Origin of the sequence: Mycolicibacillus trivialis, assembly GCF_002102395.1 — a bacterium.
Taxonomy (GTDB): domain Bacteria; phylum Actinomycetota; class Actinomycetes; order Mycobacteriales; family Mycobacteriaceae; genus Mycobacterium; species Mycobacterium triviale.
This window is the reverse complement of sequence record NZ_LQPZ01000030.1, coordinates 53,822-75,418: the sequence shown is the minus strand read 5'-3', so window position 1 is coordinate 75,418 and position 21,597 is coordinate 53,822. Positions and strand designations below refer to the sequence as shown.

The 21,597-nt window shown below is 71.0% G+C and carries 26 protein-coding genes; 17 read left to right on the top strand and 9 right to left on the bottom strand.

Annotated elements, in window-relative coordinates:
* Positions 1-324 precede the first annotated feature (324 nt).
* Positions 325-678 carry a WhiB family transcriptional regulator gene (locus AWC30_RS12105; protein WP_066854083.1) on the top strand — a complete coding sequence of 118 codons (354 nt, stop codon included), beginning with the start codon at positions 325-327 and terminating at the stop codon, positions 676-678.
* A 162-nt stretch (positions 679-840) separates the two neighbouring features.
* Here the strand turns inward: AWC30_RS12105 and bagB are convergent, their stop codons facing one another.
* Both bagB and bagA read right to left on the bottom strand, forming a co-directional pair.
* Complete coding sequence (bagB, locus tag AWC30_RS12100) at positions 841-2,019, bottom strand: ATPase BagB (RefSeq protein ID WP_085110472.1); 1,179 nt, start codon at positions 2,017-2,019, stop codon at positions 841-843.
* On the bottom strand, positions 2,016-3,020 hold the full coding sequence (bagA, locus tag AWC30_RS12095; protein WP_085110471.1) for an ATPase BagA: 1,005 nt from the start codon (positions 3,018-3,020) through the stop codon (positions 2,016-2,018). Before bagA ends, bagB begins: the two co-directional genes overlap by 4 nt.
* A 170-nt stretch (positions 3,021-3,190) precedes the next feature.
* Between bagA and AWC30_RS17430 the strand changes: the two genes are divergently transcribed.
* From AWC30_RS17430 to AWC30_RS12085, 3 genes are read left to right on the top strand one after another with little or no spacing between them, the layout of a single operon-like run.
* Positions 3,191-3,352: a Sp36 family protein gene (locus tag AWC30_RS17430; RefSeq protein ID WP_109562036.1), complete on the top strand. Its 162-nt coding sequence runs from the start codon at positions 3,191-3,193 to the stop codon at positions 3,350-3,352.
* Positions 3,349-3,810, top strand: coding sequence for a RidA family protein (locus AWC30_RS12090; RefSeq protein WP_085110470.1), 462 nt, complete (start codon positions 3,349-3,351; stop codon positions 3,808-3,810). Before AWC30_RS17430 ends, AWC30_RS12090 begins: the two co-directional genes overlap by 4 nt.
* A gap of 4 nt (positions 3,811-3,814) precedes the next feature.
* Positions 3,815-4,600 carry an MBL fold metallo-hydrolase gene (locus AWC30_RS12085; RefSeq protein ID WP_085110469.1) on the top strand — a complete coding sequence of 262 codons (786 nt, stop codon included), beginning with the start codon at positions 3,815-3,817 and terminating at the stop codon, positions 4,598-4,600.
* A gap of 117 nt (positions 4,601-4,717) precedes the next feature.
* On the opposite strand, the gene crp is transcribed toward AWC30_RS12085, so the two are convergent.
* A complete protein-coding gene (gene crp / locus AWC30_RS12080) occupies positions 4,718-5,392 on the bottom strand; it encodes a cAMP-activated global transcriptional regulator CRP (protein WP_066854075.1) in 675 nt (224 codons plus the stop codon).
* A gap of 369 nt (positions 5,393-5,761) precedes the next feature.
* Here crp and nth point away from each other — a divergent pair, with 369 nt between their 5' ends.
* Genes nth through marP form a run of 4 tightly spaced genes read left to right on the top strand, consistent with a single transcriptional unit; the run spans position 5,762 to position 9,195 of the window.
* Positions 5,762-6,529, top strand: coding sequence for an endonuclease III (gene nth, locus AWC30_RS12075; RefSeq protein ID WP_234808064.1), 768 nt, complete (start codon positions 5,762-5,764; stop codon positions 6,527-6,529).
* A gap of 12 nt (positions 6,530-6,541) precedes the next feature.
* Entirely contained in the window at positions 6,542-7,186 is a 645-nt protein-coding gene (locus AWC30_RS12070; protein WP_085110467.1) for a TlpA family protein disulfide reductase, read from the top strand.
* Positions 7,187-7,231: 45 nt separating this feature from the next.
* Entirely contained in the window at positions 7,232-8,011 is a 780-nt protein-coding gene (locus AWC30_RS12065; protein ID WP_085110466.1) for an NUDIX hydrolase, read from the top strand.
* Complete coding sequence (gene marP / locus AWC30_RS12060) at positions 8,008-9,195, top strand: acid resistance serine protease MarP (RefSeq protein ID WP_085110465.1); 1,188 nt, start codon at positions 8,008-8,010, stop codon at positions 9,193-9,195. Before AWC30_RS12065 ends, marP begins: the two co-directional genes overlap by 4 nt.
* Here the strand turns inward: marP and AWC30_RS12055 are convergent.
* Genes AWC30_RS12055 through AWC30_RS18225 form a run of 3 tightly spaced genes read right to left on the bottom strand, consistent with a single transcriptional unit; the run spans position 9,188 to position 10,796 of the window.
* Positions 9,188-10,150 carry an alpha/beta fold hydrolase gene (locus AWC30_RS12055; RefSeq protein WP_085110464.1) on the bottom strand — a complete coding sequence of 321 codons (963 nt, stop codon included), beginning with the start codon at positions 10,148-10,150 and terminating at the stop codon, positions 9,188-9,190. The genes marP and AWC30_RS12055 overlap by 8 nt on opposite strands.
* Complete coding sequence (locus tag AWC30_RS12050; protein WP_085110463.1) at positions 10,150-10,668, bottom strand: phage holin family protein; 519 nt, start codon at positions 10,666-10,668, stop codon at positions 10,150-10,152. The genes AWC30_RS12055 and AWC30_RS12050 overlap by 1 nt, the downstream gene beginning before the upstream one ends.
* Positions 10,665-10,796 carry a hypothetical protein gene (locus tag AWC30_RS18225; protein ID WP_264000519.1) on the bottom strand — a complete coding sequence of 44 codons (132 nt, stop codon included), beginning with the start codon at positions 10,794-10,796 and terminating at the stop codon, positions 10,665-10,667. Before AWC30_RS18225 ends, AWC30_RS12050 begins: the two co-directional genes overlap by 4 nt.
* Positions 10,797-10,849: 53 nt before the next feature.
* Between AWC30_RS18225 and AWC30_RS12045 the strand changes: the two genes are divergently transcribed.
* Positions 10,850-11,560, top strand: a complete 711-nt coding sequence (locus AWC30_RS12045; protein WP_085110462.1) for a chymotrypsin family serine protease — start codon at positions 10,850-10,852, stop codon at positions 11,558-11,560.
* A gap of 40 nt (positions 11,561-11,600) precedes the next feature.
* Here the strand turns inward: AWC30_RS12045 and acs are convergent, their stop codons facing one another.
* Positions 11,601-13,535 carry an acetate--CoA ligase gene (gene acs / locus AWC30_RS12040; protein ID WP_085110461.1) on the bottom strand — a complete coding sequence of 645 codons (1,935 nt, stop codon included), beginning with the start codon at positions 13,533-13,535 and terminating at the stop codon, positions 11,601-11,603.
* A gap of 87 nt (positions 13,536-13,622) precedes the next feature.
* Between acs and AWC30_RS12035 the strand changes: the two genes are divergently transcribed.
* Positions 13,623-14,426 carry an oxidoreductase gene (locus tag AWC30_RS12035; RefSeq protein WP_207568435.1) on the top strand — a complete coding sequence of 268 codons (804 nt, stop codon included), beginning with the start codon at positions 13,623-13,625 and terminating at the stop codon, positions 14,424-14,426.
* A 384-nt stretch (positions 14,427-14,810) separates the two neighbouring features.
* Here AWC30_RS12035 and AWC30_RS12025 read toward each other — a convergent pair whose 3' ends face one another.
* Positions 14,811-15,641: an HAD-IB family hydrolase gene (locus tag AWC30_RS12025; RefSeq protein WP_234808063.1), complete on the bottom strand. Its 831-nt coding sequence runs from the start codon at positions 15,639-15,641 to the stop codon at positions 14,811-14,813.
* Positions 15,642-16,064: 423 nt separating this feature from the next.
* On the opposite strand from AWC30_RS12025, the gene ssd reads away from it, so the two are divergent.
* Genes ssd through AWC30_RS18095 form a run of 7 tightly spaced genes read left to right on the top strand, consistent with a single transcriptional unit; the run spans position 16,065 to position 20,549 of the window.
* On the top strand, positions 16,065-17,120 hold the full coding sequence (gene ssd, locus AWC30_RS12020; RefSeq protein WP_085110490.1) for a septum site-determining protein Ssd: 1,056 nt from the start codon (positions 16,065-16,067) through the stop codon (positions 17,118-17,120).
* A complete protein-coding gene (locus tag AWC30_RS12015; RefSeq protein ID WP_085110459.1) occupies positions 17,117-18,283 on the top strand; it encodes a TadA family conjugal transfer-associated ATPase in 1,167 nt (388 codons plus the stop codon). Before ssd ends, AWC30_RS12015 begins: the two co-directional genes overlap by 4 nt.
* Positions 18,280-19,068: a type II secretion system F family protein gene (locus AWC30_RS12010; protein ID WP_085110458.1), complete on the top strand. Its 789-nt coding sequence runs from the start codon at positions 18,280-18,282 to the stop codon at positions 19,066-19,068. The genes AWC30_RS12015 and AWC30_RS12010 overlap by 4 nt, the downstream gene beginning before the upstream one ends.
* On the top strand, positions 19,065-19,634 hold the full coding sequence (locus AWC30_RS12005; RefSeq protein ID WP_109562035.1) for a type II secretion system F family protein: 570 nt from the start codon (positions 19,065-19,067) through the stop codon (positions 19,632-19,634). Before AWC30_RS12010 ends, AWC30_RS12005 begins: the two co-directional genes overlap by 4 nt.
* 36 nt (positions 19,635-19,670) lie before the next feature.
* On the top strand, positions 19,671-19,868 hold the full coding sequence (locus AWC30_RS12000; RefSeq protein ID WP_085110457.1) for a DUF4244 domain-containing protein: 198 nt from the start codon (positions 19,671-19,673) through the stop codon (positions 19,866-19,868).
* A 23-nt stretch (positions 19,869-19,891) separates the two neighbouring features.
* Complete coding sequence (locus AWC30_RS18100) at positions 19,892-20,194, top strand: TadE family type IV pilus minor pilin (RefSeq protein WP_234808062.1); 303 nt, start codon at positions 19,892-19,894, stop codon at positions 20,192-20,194.
* A 31-nt stretch (positions 20,195-20,225) separates the two neighbouring features.
* A complete protein-coding gene (locus AWC30_RS18095; protein WP_234808061.1) occupies positions 20,226-20,549 on the top strand; it encodes an Rv3654c family TadE-like protein in 324 nt (107 codons plus the stop codon).
* Here the strand turns inward: AWC30_RS18095 and AWC30_RS11990 are convergent.
* Complete coding sequence (locus AWC30_RS11990; protein ID WP_085110455.1) at positions 20,546-21,562, bottom strand: PAS domain-containing protein; 1,017 nt, start codon at positions 21,560-21,562, stop codon at positions 20,546-20,548. The two genes, AWC30_RS18095 and AWC30_RS11990, sit on opposite strands and share 4 nt — an antisense overlap.
* Positions 21,563-21,597: the final 35 nt, after the last annotated feature.

The following is a 21,597-nucleotide window of genomic DNA, read 5'->3' as shown; positions in this document are numbered from 1 at the left end:
GAGTGACCGCAGGACCGGTCTCATGTCGACCGTTTTCTCCTGCCGAAACGTGTCGCACCGCTCGGGTCGCGTGGCGTCGGAAAACCTCCCACCGTAGGGGCCGGAAGGCTCAGACTGCACGGTTGTCCCAAAAATCCGGTATCTAACTGTTGCGTAAACGCGACCTGACCACCTAACTTGGAACCACAGTGCGATTCAGATAACACTGAACAGCACAATGTGGCGTAGGTCTCATCGATCTGATCGGACCCGGTGGGTGCGATCGGGAGATCTGCACCGAGGAGTGCAGCCGTCGTCGCGACGGCCGGAACGAAGGGGATGCAGGTGTCGGTTACTCGGTCGGGGGCACGCAGGACGAATACACCATCGGCGCATTCCGCGGTTCAGGGCGCGGCCGCCGAGGATCGGCTGACCTGGGTGGCCAAGGCCGCCTGCCGCACCGTCGATCCCGATGAACTCTTCGTGCGCGGCGCCGCCCAGCGCAAAGCCGCGGTCATCTGTCGACACTGTCCGGTCGTGCTCGAGTGCGCCGCCGACGCCTTGGACAACCGGGTGGAGTTCGGGGTGTGGGGCGGTCTGACCGAGCGGCAGCGCCGGGCCCTGCTCAAGCAGCACCCCGAGGTCACTTCATGGGCGGATTTCTTCGCTGCGCAGCGCAAGCGCCGCAGCGCTGGCTAACTCGTCACCCGCGACGGCCCGCGGCGCCACCAGGCGTCCCGGGCCGTCGGCTTTTTCCTGATGGCGCCTCAGTGACCCCTCAGCCGGGGTGGGCGCCGCGGCTGCCTCCGCGGTTCGCTGCGCTCCCCGCCTCGTCGCCCGCGGGTTTGATGCGCGGCTGTCTCAGCGGTTCGCTGCGCTCTCCGCTTCGTCGCCCGCGCCGGTCAGCTGGTCGGCGATCGCCCGCAACGCCTCCAGATCGGAGACGTCGAACGGCAACGACGGCACCCCCACGATCGCGACCTGGGGGTGGGCGCCGGTGAACCGGGACAGCAGTCGCAACTCCCGCTTGGAGGTCTGCGCCCGGTTGGCGTGGATCTGCAGCACCGCGGTCGCCAGGTCGTCGCCGGGTGTCCGGGACGACTCGGGCTGTTCGGTCAGCGTCGCCACCGCGTCCACTGCGCGCTCGGCGGGCAGCGAACACAGCATCGGGTTGGTGCGGTTGGCGATCAGCCCGGCCAGCGGCATCTTCTCGTTGGACAGCCGGTCCACGAAGAACGCCGCCTCGCGCAGCGCGTCGGGCTCGGGCGCGGAGACCACCACGAACTGGGTGCCGCGCCGCTTCAGCAGCTCGTAGGTGCGGTCGGCCTTCTCCCGGAAGCCGCCGAACGTCGCATCCAGCGACTGCACGAAGGTGGCGGCGTCGGAGAGCATCTGCGACCCCAGGATCGTCGACATGCCCTTCATCGCCAGCCCGACCATGCCGGTCACCAGCTTGCCGATCCCGCGCCCCGGGCCCAGCAGCAGCTTCCACAGCCGGCTGTCCATGAAGGTGCCCAGCCGCTTCGGCGCGTCGAGGAAGTCCAGCGCGTTGCGCGACGGCGGGGTGTCGACGACCACCAGGTCCCAGCGGTCCTCGGCCAGCAGTTGGCCCAGCTTCTCCATCGCCATGTACTCCTGCGTGCCGGCGAGGGAGGTGGCCACCGTCTGGTAGAAGGTGTTGTCCAGGATCTGCTGGGCGCGATCGGGGCCGGAGTACTGCAGCACCATCTCGTCGAAGGTGCGACGCATGTCCAGCATCATCGCGTGCAGTTCGCCCGGTACGTCGTCGGGCAACGGCACCCGCTGCGGGGTGTTGCCGAGCTCGTCGATGCCCAGCGACTGCGCCAGCCGCCGCGCCGGGTCGATGGTCAACACCACGACGGTGCGCCCGTACTCGGCGGCCCGCAGCGCCATCGCCGCGGCCGTGGTGGTCTTGCCGACCCCGCCCGCGCCGGTACACACCACGACCCGGTTGGCGGTGTCGGAGAGCAACGCGGCGGCGTCCAGACGCGGTGGCTGCCGGGATGGGTTGGGACTCATCGGACCCCCTGTTGGGCGAGAATTTCGGAGAGTTCGTACAGGCTGCCGAGGTCGACGCCATCGTTGATCGTCGGTAGCTCCAGCCGCGGCACGTCGAGTTCATCGAGCCGGGCCGCGGTCTCGGCCCGGGCGGTGATGCGGGTGGCGTGCTGGATGGTCTCGGTCAGCAGCCCGGCCAGTTGCTCGTCGTCGAGGCTGATCCCGGCCTTGCCGAGCCCGGCCTTGAGGGTGTCGACATCGATCACGCCCTCGGCGGCCTTCGCCAGATCGTCGGCGCCGAGGTAGGCGGGAATGTTGCGGTTGACGATGACGCTGCCGATCGGCAGCTCCAACTCCTTGAGCTCGTCGATCGCCTCGATGGTCTCCTGCATCGGCAGCGACTCCAACAGGGTGACCAGGTGGATCGCGGTCAGATCGGAGTGCAGCAGCTTGACCACCCCGTCGGCCTGCGAGTGCACCGGCCCACCCTTGGCCAGTTCCGAGACCGCCTTGGTGACGTCGAGGAACCGGGCGATGCGGCCGGTCGGCGGTGCGTCGACCACCAGCGCGTCGTAGTCGGGTTGGTTGTTCTTGTCGACGCCGCCGACGACGTACTTGATCTTGCCGGTGAGGATCACGTCCCGCAGACCCGGCGCGATCGTGGTCACGAAGTCGACCGCGCCGACCCGCCGCATCGCCTTGGTGGCGATACCGAGGTTGTAGAACAGGTCGAGGTACTCCAGGAAGGCTTCCTCGATGTCGATGGCCAGCGCGTTGACCTGCCCGCCGCCCTCCGCGGTGGCGATCTTCACCTCTTCATAGGGCAGCGGCGGCACGTCGAAGAGCTGCGCGATGCCTTGGCGGCCTTCGACTTCCACGAGCAGGACACGGCGCCCTCCGGCGGCCAGGCTCAGGGCCAGGGCAGCCGCGGCGGTGGTTTTGCCGGTGCCCCCCTTCCCGGTGACGAAATGCAGACGGGCTTTGGACAGCCGCGAGGGCCAGCCGATAGGTGTGGTGGACACCAATGCATGCTAACGAACCCGGTTTGTACGCTGGTCGCCACGGGCGGCCGGGGGCGTCGCGCGGTGGTTTTGCCTGCCGGGGTGGGCATAGCTTTGCGCCGTCGCTGGTCGTTCGCCCGCGGTGCTCACGGGGCCGGGGGCCCCGGCGGGCCAACCGATAGGCTCGCGGTATGAGCGAACCGACGAAGTGGGAGTACTCGACCGTTCCGTTGATCACCCACGCGACCAAACAGATCCTCGACCAGTGGGGCGAGGACGGCTGGGAGCTGGTGGCGGTGCTGCCCGGGCCGACCGGGGAGCAACTCGTTGCGTACATGAAACGCCCGAAATGACCGCGGGCTGGGCGGCGCGACTCGCCGAGCTCGGGCTGGAACTGCCTCCGGTTGCCGCGCCGCTCGCCTCCTATGTCCCGGCCGTACGCACCGGCGACCTGGTGTTCACCTCGGGTCAGCTGCCCCTGGTCGACGGCCGGCTCGCCGGCGTCGGCAAGGTCGGCGCCGAGGTCGACCCGCAGGAGGGCTACGCGCTGACGCGGGTCTGTGTCCTCAACGCGCTGGCCGCGGTCGACGCCCTGGTCGGCATCGACTCGGTGACCCGGGTGGTCAAGGTCGTCGGCTTCGTCGCGTCCGCGCCCGGCTTCCACGGCCAGCCCGGCGTCGTCAACGGCGCCTCCGAACTGCTCGCCGAGATCTTCGGTGACGCCGGCTCCCACGCTCGCTCCGCGGTCGGGGTGTCGGAGTTGCCGATGGACACGCCGGTGGAAGTCGAACTCGTCGTCGAGGTTAGGTAGCGCGGTGACCGACCCCGCCCGGCATCCGGCCTACGGTGTGCTGCGGCCGGTCACCGCGACCGCGTCGGTGTTGCTCGCCGACAACCCGGGGATGATGACCCTGGAGGGCACCAACACCTGGGTGCTGCGCGCGCCGCACAGCGACGAATGTGTGGTCGTCGACCCCGGCCCCGAGGACGTCGAGCACCTCGAACGGGTCGCCGGGCTGGGTCGCGTCGCACTGATCCTGATCAGCCACCGCCACGGCGACCACACCGACGGCATCGACCAGTTGGTCGAACGCACCGGAGCCACGGTCCGGTCGGTGGGCAGCGGCTTCCTGCGCGGCATGGGCGGGCCGCTCACCGACGGCGAGGTCATCGACGCGGCCGGGCTGCGGATCACGGTGCTGGCCACCCCCGGCCACACCGCCGACTCGCTGTCGTTCGTGCTGGACGACGCCGTGCTCACCGCCGACACCGTGCTGGGCCGGGGCACCACCGTCATCGACCCCGAAGACGGTGACCTGGGCGCCTACCTGGATTCGCTGCGCCGACTCGGCGGGCTGGGGGAACGCACGGTCCTGCCCGGGCACGGCCCGGAACTGCCCAGCCTGGCCGCCGTCGCGGCGGAGTACTTGGACCACCGCGAGCAGCGGCTGGACCAGATCCGCGCCGCGCTGACCGAGCTCGGGGACGACGCCACCGTGCGCCAGGTCGTCGAACACGTCTACATCGACGTCGACGCCAAACTCTGGGATGTCGCGGAGTGGTCGGTGCAGGCGCAGCTGGACTACCTGCGGGGGCGCTGAGGTCCCGCGCTCACCTCGCCGGCGGTGTGTTTCTCGCTGCGGTTCGCTCGGGCTGACGCCCGCGCTCACCTCGCTCGTGGCTTGTTTCTCGCTCGGCGTCGCCGCGCTGTGCGCGGCTTACCTCGCTCGGCGCGCCAGGCGTTCGGAGTCCGAGATCAGGACGCTCTTGCCCTCCAGCCGGATCCAGCCGCGGTGGGCGAAGTCGGCCAGCGCCTTGTTCACCGTCTCCCGCGACGCTCCCACCAGTTGGGCGATCTCCTCCTGGGTCAGGTCGTGGGTGACCCGCAACGCGCCACCCTCCTGGGTGCCGAACCGCTGCGCCAACTGCAGCAGTTGCTTGGCCACTCGGCCGGGCACGTCGGTGAAGATCAGGTCGGCCAGGTTGTTGTTGGTGCGACGCAGCCTGCGCGCCAACACCCGCAGCAACTGCTCGGCGATCTCGGGGCGGTCGGCGATCCAGGCGCGCAGTGCATCCCGGTCCATCGACACCGCGCGAACCTCGGTGATCGTCGTCGCGCTCGAGGTCCGCGGACCCGGGTCGAAGATCGACAACTCACCGAACATGTCCGACGGGCCCATGATCGTCAGCAGGTTCTCCCGCCCGTCGGGGGACCGGCGGCCGATCTTCACCTTGCCGGACAAGATGATGTACAGCCGATCGCCGGGCTCGCCCTCGGCGAACACCGTGTGCCCGCGGGGGAAATCGACCGGCTGCAGCTGTTTCGTCAGCGCAGCCACAGCGCTGGGCTGCACACCCTGGAAGATTCCGGCCCGCGCCAGGATCTCGTCCACGTTGCCCCTTACGAATCTCACGAATCTCGGATCATGCGACAAGCGCAGACCATCATCTATCCAGTAGTGGTGATGAGTCTAGAGCTACGTCGTTTTCGACGTGCTCACGCTACACAGGATTGCCGTGCCCGGGGGGCTGAAACCGCGAATTGCGGGCACCGCAGGCGCAGCGTGGCACATCCGGATCTCCCGGCTCGGCCGGTTCGTGACTCCGCGCCGCCGGCCCGCCGAGCCCGGTCTCGAGCCGGTCGAGGCCGACCGTCGCCGCCATCAGCAACGTCGGCACCAATGCCGGCAGCCACCACGCCATGGGGAAGAAGTAAACACGCGCAAAGTCTCGTCGGGATCACGAATCAGTACCCTGTGGGGGTGAGTGTGGGCAAAGGTGCGCGCGGGCCGTCGGCCAAACGTTTCGCCACCGAAACCCCCCTCGGACTGGTGCGCCGGGCCCGCCGGATGAACCGCACGCTCGCCCGGGCCTTCCCCGACGCGCACTGCGAACTGGACTTCACCACGCCACTGGAGTTGACCGTGGCCACCATCCTGTCGGCGCAGAGCACCGACAAACGGGTCAACCTCACCACCCCGGCGCTGTTCGCCCGCTACCGCAGCGCCCGTGACTACGCGCAAGCGAACCGTGCCGAACTGGAGGGCATCGTGCGGCCCACCGGCTTCTACCGCAACAAGACCGATTCGCTGATCCGGCTCGGCCAGGAACTCGTCGAACGGTTCGACGGTGAGGTCCCCGCGACGATGGCCGAACTGGTGAGTCTGCCCGGGGTGGGCCGCAAAACCGCCAACGTCATCCTCGGCAACGCCTTCGACGTCCCCGGCATCACCGTCGACACCCACTTCGGCCGACTGGTGCGACGCTGGGGCTGGACCAGCGAACAGGACCCGGTCAAGGTCGAGCACGCGGTCGGCGAACTGATCGAACGCAAGGAATGGACGCTGCTCAGTCACCGGGTCATCTTTCACGGCCGCCGGGTCTGCCATGCCCGCAAACCCGCTTGCGGGGTCTGCCTGCTGGCCAAGGACTGCCCGTCGTTCGGCGCCGGGCCCACCGACCCGGAGACCGCGGCGGCTCTGGTCAAAGGACCCGAGGCCGAGCATCTGCTGGCACTGGCGGGCCGGTAGGCGGGTGGCCGGGTGAACCGTTCGCTGCGGTGGACCATCGCCGGGCTGGTGGTGGTCGTCGCGTTGATCGTGGCGTTGGCGCTGGAGCTTCGTGACCGGACCCCGTCGGACACCGCGAGCGGGCCCGGGCCGACCGGGATCGCCCGGGACCATCGCGCCGCCGACACCCCCGAGGCGTTGGCCCAACCGCGCCGCCGGGCAGACCTGCTCGCCTGCCCCACCGGGGACGGCGGGACAGGTGCCGCGGCGTTGCGCGACATCGTCGTGGAGTGCGCGGGCGACGGTAGCCCGGTGGCGGTGGGCCCGGCATTGAGCGGCACCGTCACCGTGCTGAACCTGTGGGCCTACTGGTGCGGACCGTGCGCGGTCGAACTGCCCGCGCTGGCCGAATATCAGCGGCGGGCCGGGCCGCGGGTCTCGGTGGTGACCGTGCACCAGGATGAGAACGAGGCCGCCGCGCTGGCCCGCCTGGCCGAACTCGGCGTGAAGCTGCCCACCCTGCAAGACGGGCGTCGCCGGATAGCCGCGGCACTCCGGGTACCCAATGTGATGCCCGCGACAGTGGTGCTGAACCCAGACGGTAGCGTGGCACAGATCCTGCCGCGGCCGTTCGAGAGCGCTGACGATATCGCCGCCGCGGTCGGGGACCCGATGTGATGGGGCACCGGGTGGGCGGTCGGACACAGGAGTAGAGGTGCGTCGGTGAGCGCGGGGGACACGCGTGACGCGGTCGGGCTCACCCCCGACGTCGGTCCGGCATGGCTGAAGCCGCTGGTGGACAACCTGTCGCAGGTGCGCGGTGCCTTCCGCAGCCGGCTGCCCGCCGACGCGTTGGCCATGATGGCCGCCGCCGACGCCGGCGCGCGGCTGACCGGCCGGGGCCGCGACGCCGCCGTATTGGTGTTGTTCTCCGGCTCGCAGGAGCCCGCTCCCGCCGACGGCCCACCGGCCGACGCCGACCTGCTGGTGACGGTGCGCGCCGACACCCTGCGCCACCACGCCGGGCAGGCCGCCTTCCCGGGCGGGGCGACCGACGCCGATGACGCCGGCCCGGTGGCCACCGCGCTGCGCGAGGCTCGCGAGGAAACCGGCCTCGACACCACCCGGCTGCATCCGCTGGCCACCATGGACCGGCTGTTCATCGCCCCGTCGGGCTTCCATGTCGTGCCGGTGCTGGCCTACTCCGCCGACCCCGGCCCGGTGAGCGTGGTCGACGAGGGCGAGACCGCGGTGGTCAGCCGGGTGCCGCTGCGCGCCTTCGTCAACCCGGAGAATCGCCTGATGGTCTACCGCGACGAGCGCAGCCGCCGCTGGGCCGGGCCGGCGTTCCTGCTCAACGAGATGCTGGTCTGGGGTTTCACCGGACAGGTGATCTCGGCGATGCTCGACGTCGCCGGCTGGGCCGAGCCGTGGGACACCCACGACGTGCGGGGCCTCGATGAAGCGATGGCACTGGTCGGTGAGGGCGGGGTGGCGCGGTGAGTTCCTCACAGTGGCTGGACATCGCGATCGTGGCGGTGGCGTTCATCGCGGCGCTCTCCGGCTGGCGTTCCGGCGCGCTCGGCTCGATCCTGTCGTTCATCGGGGTGCTGCTCGGCGGTGTCGCAGGCGTGCTGATGGCGCCCCATCTGGTCAGCCACATCAGCGGCTCCCGCCCGAAACTGTTCGCGGCGCTGTTCCTGATCCTGCTGCTGGTGGTCGTCGGCGAGGTCGCCGGGGTGGTACTGGGCCGGGCGGTGCGCGGCGCGATCCGCAATCCGGTGGTGCGCGGCGTCGACTCGATCATCGGCGTCGCGGTCCAGTTGCTGGTGGTGCTGGTGGCGGCCTGGCTGCTGGCCACCCCGCTCACCTCCTCCGACCAGCCGAACCTGGCCGCGGCGATCAACGGGTCCCGGGTGCTCTCCCAGGTCAACGACGCCGCCCCCGGCTGGCTGAAGGTGGTGCCCAAGAGGCTGTCGGCGCTGCTGGACACCTCCGGGTTGCCGACCGTGCTCGAGCCGTTCAGTCGCACCCCGATCGCCAACGTCGCCGCCCCGGACAGCGCCCTGGCGACCAGCCCGGTGGTCGTCGGCGCCCAGCCCAGCGTGCTGAAGATCCGGGCGGTGGCGACCAGTTGCCAGAAGGTGCTGGAGGGCACCGGTTTCGTGGTCGCCCCGCAGCGGGTGATGACCAACGCCCACGTGGTGGCCGGCTCCAGCGGCGTCACCGTCGAGGTGGACGGTAACCCCTACGACGCCAGCGTCATCTCCTTCGACCCCAACCACGACATCTCGCTGCTGGCGGTGCCGGACCTGCCCTCGGCGCCGCTCGCGTTCGTCGACAAACCGGCCACCTCGGGCACCGACGCCATCGTCCTCGGCTATCCCGGCGGCGGGGTCTTCAGCGCGACACCGGCCCGTATCCGGGAGATCATCGAGCTCAACGGTCCGGACATCTATCAGACCACCACGGTCACCCGCGAGGTGTACACGATCAGAGGCACGGTGCGCCAAGGCAATTCGGGCGGACCGTTGATCAACGCGGAAGGCCGGGTGCTCGGCGTGGTGTTCGGCGCGGCGGTCGACGACGCCGACACCGGTTTCGTGCTCACTGCCAACGAGGTGTCCCAGCAGCTGGCCAAGATCGGCGACAGCCAGCCGGTGAACACCGACAAGTGCGTCAGCTGACGCGGGATCCGTAGGTCTGCGCCAGAAACCGCGTCAGGTGCCGGTTGACGTCGGCGGGTGCCTCCTCATGGGCGAAATGCCCGGCTCCGGCGACCGAGACGTAATGGCCGTGCGGCGCGTGGCGGCGCGACCGCTCGACCGGATCGGCCAGCACATAGGGGTCGGCGTCGCCGCGCAGGTGCAGCATCGGGATCGCGATCTGATCGCTCATCGCCCGCAGGAACCGCCGCCCCTCCTCGCGCAGCTGGGTGCGTACCGCCCAGCGCTGATACTCCAGCGCCGAGTGCGCCGCCGACGGAATCTGGATCGCCCGGCGCAGGTGGCCGATCGTCTCCGCGCAGTCGGCGGTGCCCAGCCAGGCGCTGCCGGCCCGACTGCGCACCAACCGTTCGATCTCGGCGCCGTCCTGGCGGGTCAGCACATGCTCGGGCCACAACGGCACCTGGTAGCGCAGCAGTGAGGACAGCAGCGCGCGGCGCTGGTCGCCGCGCGCCAGCACCGATTGGCGTAGGGCCGACGGATGCGGCGAGCTGATCACCGCGATCGCGTCCACCAGCCGCCGGTGCAACACCGCGGTGGCCCAGCAGATCAACCCACCGTCGGCGTGCCCGACCAGGGTCGCCGACGGGTGCCCCAGCGCCCGGATCAGCCCGGTCACATCACCGGCGAGCGTCCACCCGTCGTAGCCGCGGGGCGGTTTGTCGCTGCCGCCGTACCCGCGCAGGTCCACCGCCACCACCCGGGCGCCGGTGAGGCCGCGCAACTGATGACGCCACGACCACCAGAATGACCCGAACCCGTGCAGCAGCAGCACCAGTGGCCGCTCAACGCCGCCGGCCCGGTCGGTCTCGGCGCCCTCCGCCTCCGCGACCTGGAACCGGATCCCGTTGGCGTGGACGTCCCGATGCCGCCACGGCCCGTCGATGCGGGTGATCGACGGGTCGGGGGGAGCCACTACCAGCCCGAGGGATCAGTGGGCGCGGCGGCCGGTTCGGCGGGCTTCTGGCCCGGAATGAGTGCTGACCGGGTCTCCTTGACCGAGTCGATGGTCTGGCGCGGGCCGCGGATGCGACGCACCTTGAGCCAGCCGACCAGGGCCAGCGCCAGCGCGGTGAACACCATGACCCCGAACACGATCAGGTAGGCCACCCACCGCCACAGCCAGGTATCGAGCAGTTCGGCGATGAAGAAAAAGAAGAAGAACGTGGAGTAGAACAGCACCACCAGCGCCGCGATGAACGCGACGCTGCCGGTGAGGCCCTTTTTGACGTCCCGGGTGATCTCCGCGCGGGCCAACTCGACCTCCGCGCGCACCAGCGTGGAGACCTGCGCGGTCGCGTCCTTGACCAGTGCGCCGATCGACGGGTCGGGGCCCAGCTCGTGCGGGTCGACCAGGGGGATCGAGGTCACCGTGGCGGGCACGGGGGCGCCGCCCTTGGCGTTTCGGGTGCTGGTGCGGTCGGCCTTGCTCACAGACGCTCCTCCGGGTCGCGGTCGTCGCGGTTCATGTTGCCATGTACCGCACCGCCGGATGAAGGCAACCGCGCACCGCGGACTGTTGCGGCCGCCCGGTCGAGGACGCTGCCGACGCCCGCGGTCACGTTAGACTGACTCATTACCTTTCACGACACGGCTGGGCCGACGGGAGCGTTCTTTGCAGACCATCCACAGCAGGTTGCTGCGGGTCGCGGTGGCCGCGGTCCTGCTCGCAGCGCTGCTCACCCCCGGTTTCGGTAGCGCGACGGCATCCGCCGACGACAAGGTACCGCTCGGCGGTGGTGCCGGCCTGGTGGTCGACGGCGAGACGCTGTGCACGCTGACCACGATCGGGCACGACCGCACCGGGGACCTGATCGGCTTCACTTCCGCGCACTGCGGCGGTCCGGGCGCGCAGGTCGCCTCCGAGGCCGCCGAGGGGGCGGGCACGGTCGGGGAGATGGTCGCAGGCAACGACGCGCTCGATTACGCGGTGATCCGGTTCGACCCGGAGAAGGTGTTGCCGGTCGCCAACTACGACGGGTTCCTCATCACCGGGATCGCGCCGGATCCGGCGTTCGGGGCGGTGGCCTGCAAGCAGGGTCGCACCACCGGCAACTCGTGCGGGGTCACCTGGGGTCGCGGGCAGGACCCCGGCACCATCGTGATGCAGGTCTGTGGGCGGCCCGGGGACTCCGGCGGACCGGTCACGGTCAACAACATGCTGGTCGGGATGATCCACGGCGCGTTCTCCGATGCGCTGCCGACCTGCGTGGTCAAGTACATCCCGCTGCACACGCCCGCGGTGGTGGTCTCGATCAACGCCGTCATCGACGACGTCACCGCCAAGAACCGGGCCGGGGCGGGCTATGTCCCGATCCCTGCCTGAGTCCCGATCCCTGTCTGAGTCCCGATCCCGGCCTGACCGGTCAGCGGGCGGCGCGGATCGCCTCGAACACGTCCGGGTCGACCAGGGTGGAGGTGTCGCCCAACTCGCGGCCGTCGGCGACGTCGCGCAGGAGCCGGCGCATGATCTTGCCGCTGCGGGTCTTCGGCAACTCGGGCACCACGTGGACGTCGCGGGGCCGGGCGATCGGGGAGATCTCCTCGGCGACCAGCGACCGCAACTCGGCGATCGCCTCCTCGGCCAGGCCGGTGTCGCCTGCGGCCACCACGAACGCACAGATCGACTGACCGGTCGCCTCGTCGGTGGCCCCGACGACGGCTGCTTCGGCGACCCCGGAGTGACCCACCAGCACCGACTCCACCTCCGCGGTGGAGATCCGGTGCCCGGACACGTTCATGATGTCGTCGACCCGGCCCAACACCCAGATGTCGCCGTCGGCGTCGTAGCGGGCACCGTCGCCGGCGAAGTACCAGCCCTGCTCGGCGAACCGGGACCAGTAGGCCTCGACGTAACGCTCCGGGTTGCCCCAGATGCCGCGCAGCATCCCCGGCCACGGTTGGTCGATCACCAGGTAGCCGCTGGGCTGTTCGCCGTCGCCGGAACCGGGCTGCAACAACTCACCGTGGTCGTCGACGATGCGGGCGGAGATGCCCGGCAGCGTCCGCATCGCCGAACCGGGCTTGGTCGCCGCCACCCCGGGCAGCGGCGAGATCATCGTCGCACCGGTCTCGGTCTGCCACCAGGTGTCGACGATCGGCAGGGCGTCGGCGCCGATCACCCTCCGGTACCACCGCCACGCCTCCGGGTTGATCGGCTCGCCGACCGAACCGAGCAGCCGCAGGCTGGACAGGTCGTGGGCGTCGGGGATCTCCCGCCCCCACTTCATGAAGCTGCGGATCAGGGTGGGCGCGGTGTAATAGATGGTGACGCCGTATTTCTCGATGATCGAGAAGTGTCGATGCCGGTCCGGGGTGTCGGGAGTGCCCTCGTAGAGCACCTCGGTGACCCCGTTGGCCAGCGGTCCGTAGACACCGTAGGTGTGGCCGGTGACCCAGCCGATGTCCGCGGTGCACCAGAACACGTCGGTCTCCGGCTTGATGTCGAAGACGTAGTGGTGGGTGTAGGCGCACTGCGTCAGGTAGCCGCCGCTGGTGTGCACGATCCCCTTCGGCGTGCCGGTGGTGCCCGAGGTGTACAGCAGGAACAACGGGTGCTCGGCGTCGAAGGCCTCCGGGGTGTGCTCGGCGGAAGCGGCCGCGACCACGTCGTGCCACCACAGGTCGCGCCCCTCGGTCCAGGCCACCTCGGCGCCGGTGCGGCGCACCACCAGCACGTGCTCGACGCTGGGGCATTCGGCGACCGCGTCATCGGCGGCCTTCTTCAGCGGCGCGGGCGCGCCACGGCGGAACTGCCCGTCGGCGGTGATCACGACCTTGGCCTCGGCGTCCTGGATGCGCGCCCGCAACGCGTGCGCCGAGAAGCCGCCGAAGACCACGGTGTGCATCACCCCGAGGCGGGCGCAGGCCAGCATCGCCACCACCGCCTCGGGGATCATCGGCAGGTAGATGGCGACCCGGTCGCCGGCACCCAGCCCCAACTCGGTCAGCGCGTTGGCGGCCCGGCACACCTCGTCGCGCAGTTCGGCGTAGGTCAGACTGCGGCTGTCCCCGACCGGCTCGCCCTCCCAGTGAATGGCGACCCGATCGCCGTGTCCGGCCTCGACGTGGCGGTCCACGCAGTTGTGCGCGACGTTGAGTTTCCCGTCGGCGAACCAGGTGGCGAACGGCGCCTGCGACCAGTCCAGGACCTCGGTGAACGGGGTCTCCCAGTCCAGCCGGCGGGCCTGCTCGGCCCAGAACGCCAGGCGGTCGGTTTCGGCGTCCCGGTACAGCTCGGGGCCGGCGTTGGCTTGCGCGGCGAACTGCGCCGACGGCGGATACGACGAACGATCGGTCACGACGTCCCAGCGTAGTCACCGGAGGACCGGCCGCCGAGCCGGATCGCCGGGCTCGCCGGGCCGACGGTGGCGGTATCGTCGGACACCGTGACCGCCGACCCGCTCGCTCCGCTGCTCGACCTGCCCGGCGTGGCCGAAGCGTCCACGCTGGCGCGCCAGGCCCTCGCCAAGGCACACCAGCACAAAACCAACCGTCGTGGCTGGCCGGTCAGCGCCGCCGAGGCGTCGTTGCGATCAGCGCGGGCGTCCGCGGTGCTCGACGGCGGTCCGACCCAGGTCGACGAGACCGCGCCGACCAACCCGGTGTTCGCCGGGTCCCTGCGGGTCACCCAGGCCCTCGAGGGTGGGGAGACCACGCTGGTGGAGGTGTGGCGCCGCGCACCGTTGCAGGCGATCGCGAAGCTGCACATGCTGGCGGCGGCCGACCTGGTCGACGACGACGACCAGCTGGGCCGCCCGCGACTCGACGAGCAGGTGGGTCGTCGGCTGGGGATGCTGGCCGATCTGGTCACCGGCGGAACCGACGCGCCGGCACCGGTGCTGGCCGCGGTGGCGCACGGCGAGTTGCTGACGTTGGCGCCGTTCGGCACCGCCGACGGGGTGGTGGCCCGCGCGGTCTCCCGGCTGATCACGATCTCCAGCGGCCTGGACCCGCACGGTCTGGGGGTTCCGGAGTTGAGTTGGATGCGGGCGGTCGGGAAGTACCGGCAGGGCGCGCAGGGTTTCGCCACCGGCACACCGGAGGGGCTGGCCACCTGGCTGGTGCTGTGCGCGAAGGCGCTGCAGTCCGGTGCCGGGGAAGCGGTGTCGATTGCTGAGTCGGCCGGGAAGGTCGCCGATGGGTCGGCGCACGCGGTGGTCGACCAAATGAAGCGGGCGGCTCCTCGCTGATCGCGACTCGCCGCCCGCTAGCACGGAACCCGGTTACCAGGCGTGCGACACGTGGGCTGCGTGGGTGGCCTCGGCGGTCTCGCGATGCGCTTCGGCTGCGACCCCACCCAAAGGGTCTCGGCACCGACCGCTTTTCGCAATAACGCAGGCCCGCAACACTTCTGCCATTATCGCGGCTGTGGCTCCCCGTGGGTACCGGGGTCCGTGCTGGGTCGCCCGGTTTGGGAGATCGAGCCTTCTCTTCCGGCTGGACCTTGGCCGCTCCGGGCTTCCGTGACTCCTTTGTACTACGTGGCGCTCGTCACATCAAGGGCTAACCGCCGGTAACTTGGCCCGGTGACCGGATCGGTACCGGACCGAGTTTGCTGAAACCGCACGGCGGTGTCAGAAGACGAACCGGCGCAGCAGCGCGTAGCTCAGCGCGCCGGCCGCCAGCGCGGTCACCGCGACCGCGGTCGTGGTCGCCAGCGCGGCGCCCGACGGCGCCGGAATGCGGTCCCGCAACGAGACCGGGCGGGAGAAGGTCAGCACCGGCCAGTCGCGGGCCGCCGCCTCCTTGCGCAGCGCGCGATCGGGGTTGACCACGCTGGGATGGCCGACGGTCTCCAGCATCGGCAGGTCGGTGATCGAGTCGGAGTAGGCGTAGCAGTGTTCCAGCGCGTAGCCCTCGCGCCGGGCCAGTTCCCGGATCGCCGCGGCCTTGCCGTCGGCGAAGCAGTAGAACGCCACCTCGCCGGTGTACCGGCCGTCCTCGACGACCATCTGGGTGGCCATCGCGTGCGTCGCGCCCAACGCGCGCGCGATGGGGCCGACGATCTCCGCGCCCGAGGCGGACACGATCACCACGTCGCGGCCGCACAGTTTGTGGCTGGCGATCAGATCGGCCGCTTCGGCGAAGACCAGCGGGGTCACGATGTCATGCAAGGTCTCGCCGACGATGGACTTGACCTGTTCGACATCCCATCCGGTGCACATGTCGGTGAGATGCGCCCGCATCCGGTCCATCTGGTCATGATCGGCGCCGGAGAGCTGGAACAGGAACTGCGCGTAGGTGCCCTTGAGTACCGATCGCCGATTCAGCAGCCCTTGGGCGAAGAACGGCTTATTGAACGCCAGCGCACTGGATTTGGCGATGACCGTTTTGTCCAGGTCGAAGAACGCCGCCGAACGCGCGCCGTGCGGCACGGGGCCGGTGGTGGTATCGCTGACGGTCACCGGCCCAGCATAGGGTCCCGCGCATCGCCGCTGGCGGGGGTCGACACCATCGGTTGCAATTCCGTCAACTCTTGCGGACGGCTCCGTACTCATGTGTATAGTGAGCATCACTCGGCTTATGTCCGAGGTTGTATCAGCCCGACCCCCCGGGGCTGATACACGACGACCCTCGCCTCCTCCCCCCCTGGCGGGGGTCGTCCCCTTTTCGAGCTCGGTCCCACCTTTTCGAACCCGCCCCGCCTTTTCAACCCGCCTCCCGCATGCGGGCCGGGATGCGCTGCGGTCGCGCACCTTTCGATCTCCTGGTGCGCAGTTATCCGGCGCAGTCATCCACAGTCTGCCACCGGTGCACAATCGGCTGCGGAACGCTGGCGCCGAAGCGCCCGGCGCGCGCACCGTGGGTCCATGACGGGTACCGGCGGGATGTTGAGCCTGCTGTCGGACCCGGTGCTGGCCGAGGAAGTCGACCGCATCGCGGCCGCGGTCGGGCTGCGGGTCATCCACGGCGATCCGGGCGCCCCGCTGCACCGCAAGACCTGGTTGGCGGCCACCGCCGTCCTGCTCGACGACGCCGGGGCGCGGGACTGCGCGCGACGGGGCCATCCTCGCCGAGACCACGTCAGCGTCCTCACCGCCGCGGACCCCACCGCGGCGACATGGGCGGCTGCGGTCGCGGTGGGCGCGCAGCGCGTCCTGCGGCTGCCCGATCAGGAGACCGAAGCGATCGCCGTGCTCGCCGAGGCGGAGGAGACCTCGCGCGGCGTCGACCGCGGCGGCCGGATCGTCGCGGTCGTCGGCGGATGCGGCGGAGCCGGAGCCTCGGTGCTGGCCGCCGCGCTCGCCCAGTGCGCCGCCGACGCGCTGCTGGTCGACCTCGACCCGTGCGGCGGCGGCATCGATCTCCTGATGGCCGGCGGCCCGGCGCCCGGACTGCGCTGGACGGATCTGACCCTGCGCGGCGGGCGGCTGACCTGGACCGCGGTGCGTGACGCGCTGCCGGTGATGCGCGGGGCTGTGGTGCTATCGGCGCCGCGGCACTACCACGATCTGGAGGTCGGACCGGTGCAGGCGGTGCTCGACGCCGGAAGGCGTGGCGGCGCCACGGTCATCTGCGACGTGGCGCGCCGGATGACCGACGCCACCGAGGCCGCGGTGGCGGCCGCCGACCTGGTGGTCGTGGTGAGCCGTTGCGACGTGCGGGCGGCCGCCGCGACCGCGGCGTTCACTCCGGTCGTGACGGCGATCAACCCCACCGCGGGACTGGTGGTGCGCGGCCCCGCCCCGGGCGGGCTGCGCGCCGGCGAGATCGCCGAGCTTGTCGCCGTACCGTTGCTCGCCGCCATGCGGGCCGACCCGGGCGTCGACGACCAGATCGACGGTGCCGGACTGCGGGTGCGTCGTCGTTCCGGGCTCGCCGCAGCGGCGCGGCGGGTGCTCGACGTGCTGGGCTCCGGACGGATCGCGGAGTCGGCGGCGTGAGCGACGAATTGGTCGACCGGGTTCGGGAACGGTTGTCTGAACAGCGTATTCCGCTACGTCCGGCGGCCATGGCCGCGGCGATCCGGGCCGAATCCCACGGCATGCTCAGCCACGGCGAGGTGTTGACCAGTCTGCGGACGGTCGAGACCGAATTGGCCGGGGCCGGGCCGCTTGAGCCGTTATTGGCCGCTGAGGGCGTGACCGATGTCCTGGTCACGGCGCCGGACGCGGTCTGGGTGGACGACGGAATCGGCTTGCGCCGCAGTGCGGTCCGATTCCCGGATGCGGACGCCGTCCGGCGGCTTGCCCAGCGGCTGGCCCACGCCGCCGGCCGCCGCCTCGACGACGCCCAACCGTGGGTGGACGGCCAACTCGACGCACTCGGACCGCGAGGGGTCACCGTCCGCCTGCACGCGGTACTGCCGCCGATCGCGCGCGGCTGCACCAGCCTGTCGCTACGGGTGCTGCGCCCGGCGACGCAGGGACTGACCGCGTTGGTCGACACCGGTGCTCTGGCGCCCGACACCGCGGCGACACTGCGCGGTGTCCTCGCCGCCCGGCTGGCCTTCCTCGTCTCCGGGGGCACCGGCGCGGGCAAGACCACGCTGCTCGCGGCGCTCCTGGGTGAGGTGCCTGCCGCCGAGCGCATCGTCTGCGTCGAGGACGTGGCCGAATTGGCGCCACCGCACCCACATCTCGTCACCCTCGTCGCCCGGCACCCGAACGTCGAAGGAGCCGGCGAGGTCACCCTGCGGGACCTGGTGCGTCAGGCCCTGCGCATGCGTCCGGACCGCATCGTGGTCGGCGAGGTCCGCGGTGCCGAAGTGGTGGACCTGCTCACCGCTCTCAACACCGGCCACGACGGCGGCGCAGGCACGGTGCACGCCAACCGCCCCGCCGAGGTGCCCGCCCGCCTCGAGGCGCTGGGGGTGCTGGGGGGATTGTCCCGGCACGCCCTGCACAGCCAGCTGGCCGCCGCCGTCCGGTTGGTGCTGCACATGCAGCGCTGCACCGGTGGGCGCCGGCGATTGGCCGAGATCGCGGTGCTGGGCCGCGCTGATTCCGGCCTGGTCACCGCGCGAACCTGCTGGCACGCCGACCACGGAGCGGGTCCGGCGGCCGGTGAGCTGCGCCGCCTGCTGGACGGCCGGGCGCCGGCATGAGTGGCGCGATGATGCTGCTGGCTGCGAGTGTGCTGTTGTGGCCGGCCCGCGCGCAACGCCGGTTGGGTTTGAGCCACCGCAGAATTCAGCGCGCGAGCCCGGTCTGCCTGGGATCGGGGGCCGCGACCGCGACCGCGATCGCATGCCTGTGCCTGCCCTGGCCGGCGGTGGTGGCGGCGGTAGCCGCCGCGGCAACGGGGGTACTGCGGTGGCGACGGCGCAGTAGGCGTGCGGCGGACCTCGCGGCCGGGTGGGCGTTGACCGCCGGGTTGGACATCGTCGCCGCCGAGCTGCGGGTCGGCGCGTCCCCGGTCGCGGCCTTCTCGGCGGCTGCCGCCGACAGTGCGGTCCCGGTGGTGGCGCGCGGGCTGGGGTCGGTGGCAGCACGGGCGTCGCTGGGCGCCGATGTCAGCGCCGGGCTGCTGGAGGCCGGCGGTTCGGCCCTGCTCGCCAGGTCCTGGGAACGGCTGGCGGTCTGCTGGCGACTGGCCGGGCGGCACGGCCTGCCGGTGGCGGCGTTGATGCGTGCCGCGCAACGCGATATCGGCGAGCGCCGCCAGTTCGCGGGGCGGGTGTCGGCGGCGCTGGCCGGAACGCGCGCCACCGCGGTCATCCTCGCCGGGTTGCCCCTTCTGGGCCTGGGGTTGGGCCAGTCGATGGGCGCCGAACCGCTGCGGGTGCTGACCCACAGCCCGGCCGGGGCGACGCTGCTGCTCATCGGGGTCTCGCTGGGATGTCTCGGTCTGTTGTGGACGGACCGCATCGTCGCCGGGGTCATCGGATGACCGCGGCGTTGCTGCTCGCGGCCGCTATGCTGGTCGTGCCCCGCCGGGCGGCCGTCCGGGCCAGGTGGCCCGCCGCGGTGGGTCCGCGGCGCGACGGGCCGGGCCGGACCGGCCCGGATCCGCTCGCGGTCGCGGCCGGACTCGACGTGCTGGGCGCCTGCCTGACCGCCGGAATGACGGTCGCCGACGCCGCCGCCGCGACGGCGCCGACCGCCCCGGCCGTGCTCGCGGGAGTGCTGCAGCGGGCGGCGGGCCTACTCGCCCTGGGCGCGGCGCCCGAGATCGCCTGGTCGGCGCCGCCGTCGGCGAACACCCAGATCGAGGCGCTGGTTCGCTGCGCGCGCCGGTCCGCGACCTCCGGCACGGCGATGGCCGACGCGGTCGTCGACCTCGCGGCGCAGTTCCGCCGGGAGGCCGCCGACGCGGCCACCGCCGCCGCCGAACGCGCCGGGGTGCTCATCGCGGGTCCGCTCGGGCTCTGCTTCCTACCCGCCTTCGTCTGTCTGGGTGTCATACCGATGGTGATCGGCCTGGCCGGCGATGTCCTGTCACCGGGGCTGCTGTGAACGCCCCGGGGCCCACCCGCCGAGAAGGGAACAACCATGACCGCACTGCGCACCGTGAAAACCCGCCTGATCCTGCTGATGGCAGACGAATCCGGCATGTCCACCGTCGAATACGCGATCGGCACGATCGCGGCGGCGGCCTTCGGCGCCATCCTCTACACGGTGGTCACCGGCGACTCGGTGGTCTCCGCGCTGACCCGCGTCATCGCCAGGGCCCTCAACACCAAGGTCTGACCGATGCGACCGGGTCGAGCACTGTGGAAGCCGCCCTGGCGCTGGTCACCCTGGTGGCCGTCTTGGTGGTCTGCCTGGCCGCGCTCGCGGCGATGGCGGCGCAGGTCCGCTGCGTCGACGCCGCACGCGAAGCCGCACGCCTGGCCGCACGCGGTGACGAGCGTGCCGCAGTGGCGGCCGCGCACCGACTCGCGCCCGCCGGCGCGGTGGTCCGGTTGCGTCGAGAGGGGCGCACCGTCGCGGCCACTGTCACCGCGAGGGCCGACCATCTTCCGGGCCTGGCGATTTCGGCAACCGGGATCGCGGTCGCCGAACCCGGCGTCTGAACGCGGCTCGGCTACCGTCGCCGCTGCGGCGATGGTGGCGGTGCTGCTGACCGTGACCGGCGGCGTGGGCTGTCTCGGCTCGGTGATCGCCGCGCGCCATCGTGCCCAGGCCGCCGCCGACCTGGCTGCGCTTGCCGGTGCCGCCGCACTACCGGCTGGCCCGGCGGCGGCATGCCGGACCGCCGCAGTGCTGATCGACCGGATGCGTGCGACGCCTACCGGGTGCGTGGTCGAGAACCTCGATGTCGTTGTCACGGCGCGTATCCCGGTTGTCTTCGGTGTCGGGAGCCTCGACACCGAGGCCACGGCGCGAGCCGGGCCGGTCCAGCGGCAGCCTGCGACAGCCGGAGGCTAGCGCAGCCCCGCCTCGGCGAGTTCCTCCTCGGTGGGCAGTCGCATCGCGACCAGTCCGGCGAAGACCTCGTCATCCATCTCTACCCGATTGACGGTGATGTGCACCGGAACCCAACCGTCGTCTACGTCCTGCATGCGCAGCACCCGGGCGCTCGGACCGGTGGCGAACTCCGCGCGCATCCCGTCGAAGAGCGCCGTGTCGTCCGGGTGCACCCGTCCGGCACCGATCTCGGGTGAGCGCCAGTTGTAGAAGGGGCACGGCTCGTCCAGCCAGCGCAGCAGCGCCCAGGTATCGAGGTCGATCAGGGCGCGATATACGCCCGGCTGCGCCAGGGCGTCGAGAACCTGCTCGGCCAATCGCTTTGGTGGCAGCGACGCCTCGGTGTTCTCCACGCGCCAGTTCATCCCGCGGGAGATCACATGGTCACGACCGTCCGGGCCGGACTCCAGGGCCGTGCGCGCGACGAAACCGACCCGAATCGGCTCGCCATCGGCATCGGTGAGATCCCAACTGCTGCAAAGAAGTTGACCGGGCTCCGCCTTGATCGCCAGCGCCACGACCTGGGCTTCCGCGGGACGCAACTCGCGGGTCGGCTGTTCGTCGCCGAACGCACGGCTATAGCCCGCTTCGTGGCCGTCGCCCTGGCCGAGGTTGGCGAACGACTCAGGTGTGTCGGTCACGGAATTCGATGTCAGATCCCACATCACCGCCCCGGGCATCATCCGCTCGGGTGGGTCGGTGTCGATCGGTCCGCTCCAGACCTGCACCCCGTGAATTCGTCCGTCGGACATCCGGACCGGTTCGGTGCGGATCACCCGGGCCCGCTTCGGGGTGATGCTCGCCAGCGGCTCACCGGTCCGGACCGATTCGGCGATCGCGGTCGTGATCGCCGCCCGTCGCGGGTTGCGCCGCAGGAAGGCGTCCAACGGCACCAGGTTCTGTGGCTGGGATCCCTCGGCGACCACCAATGGTTCGGCGCCCAGTGTCTCCACGAGCAGCCAGGACTGGGGCATGGCGCAAATTTTACCGGCTCGGCCCGGCTGTCGTC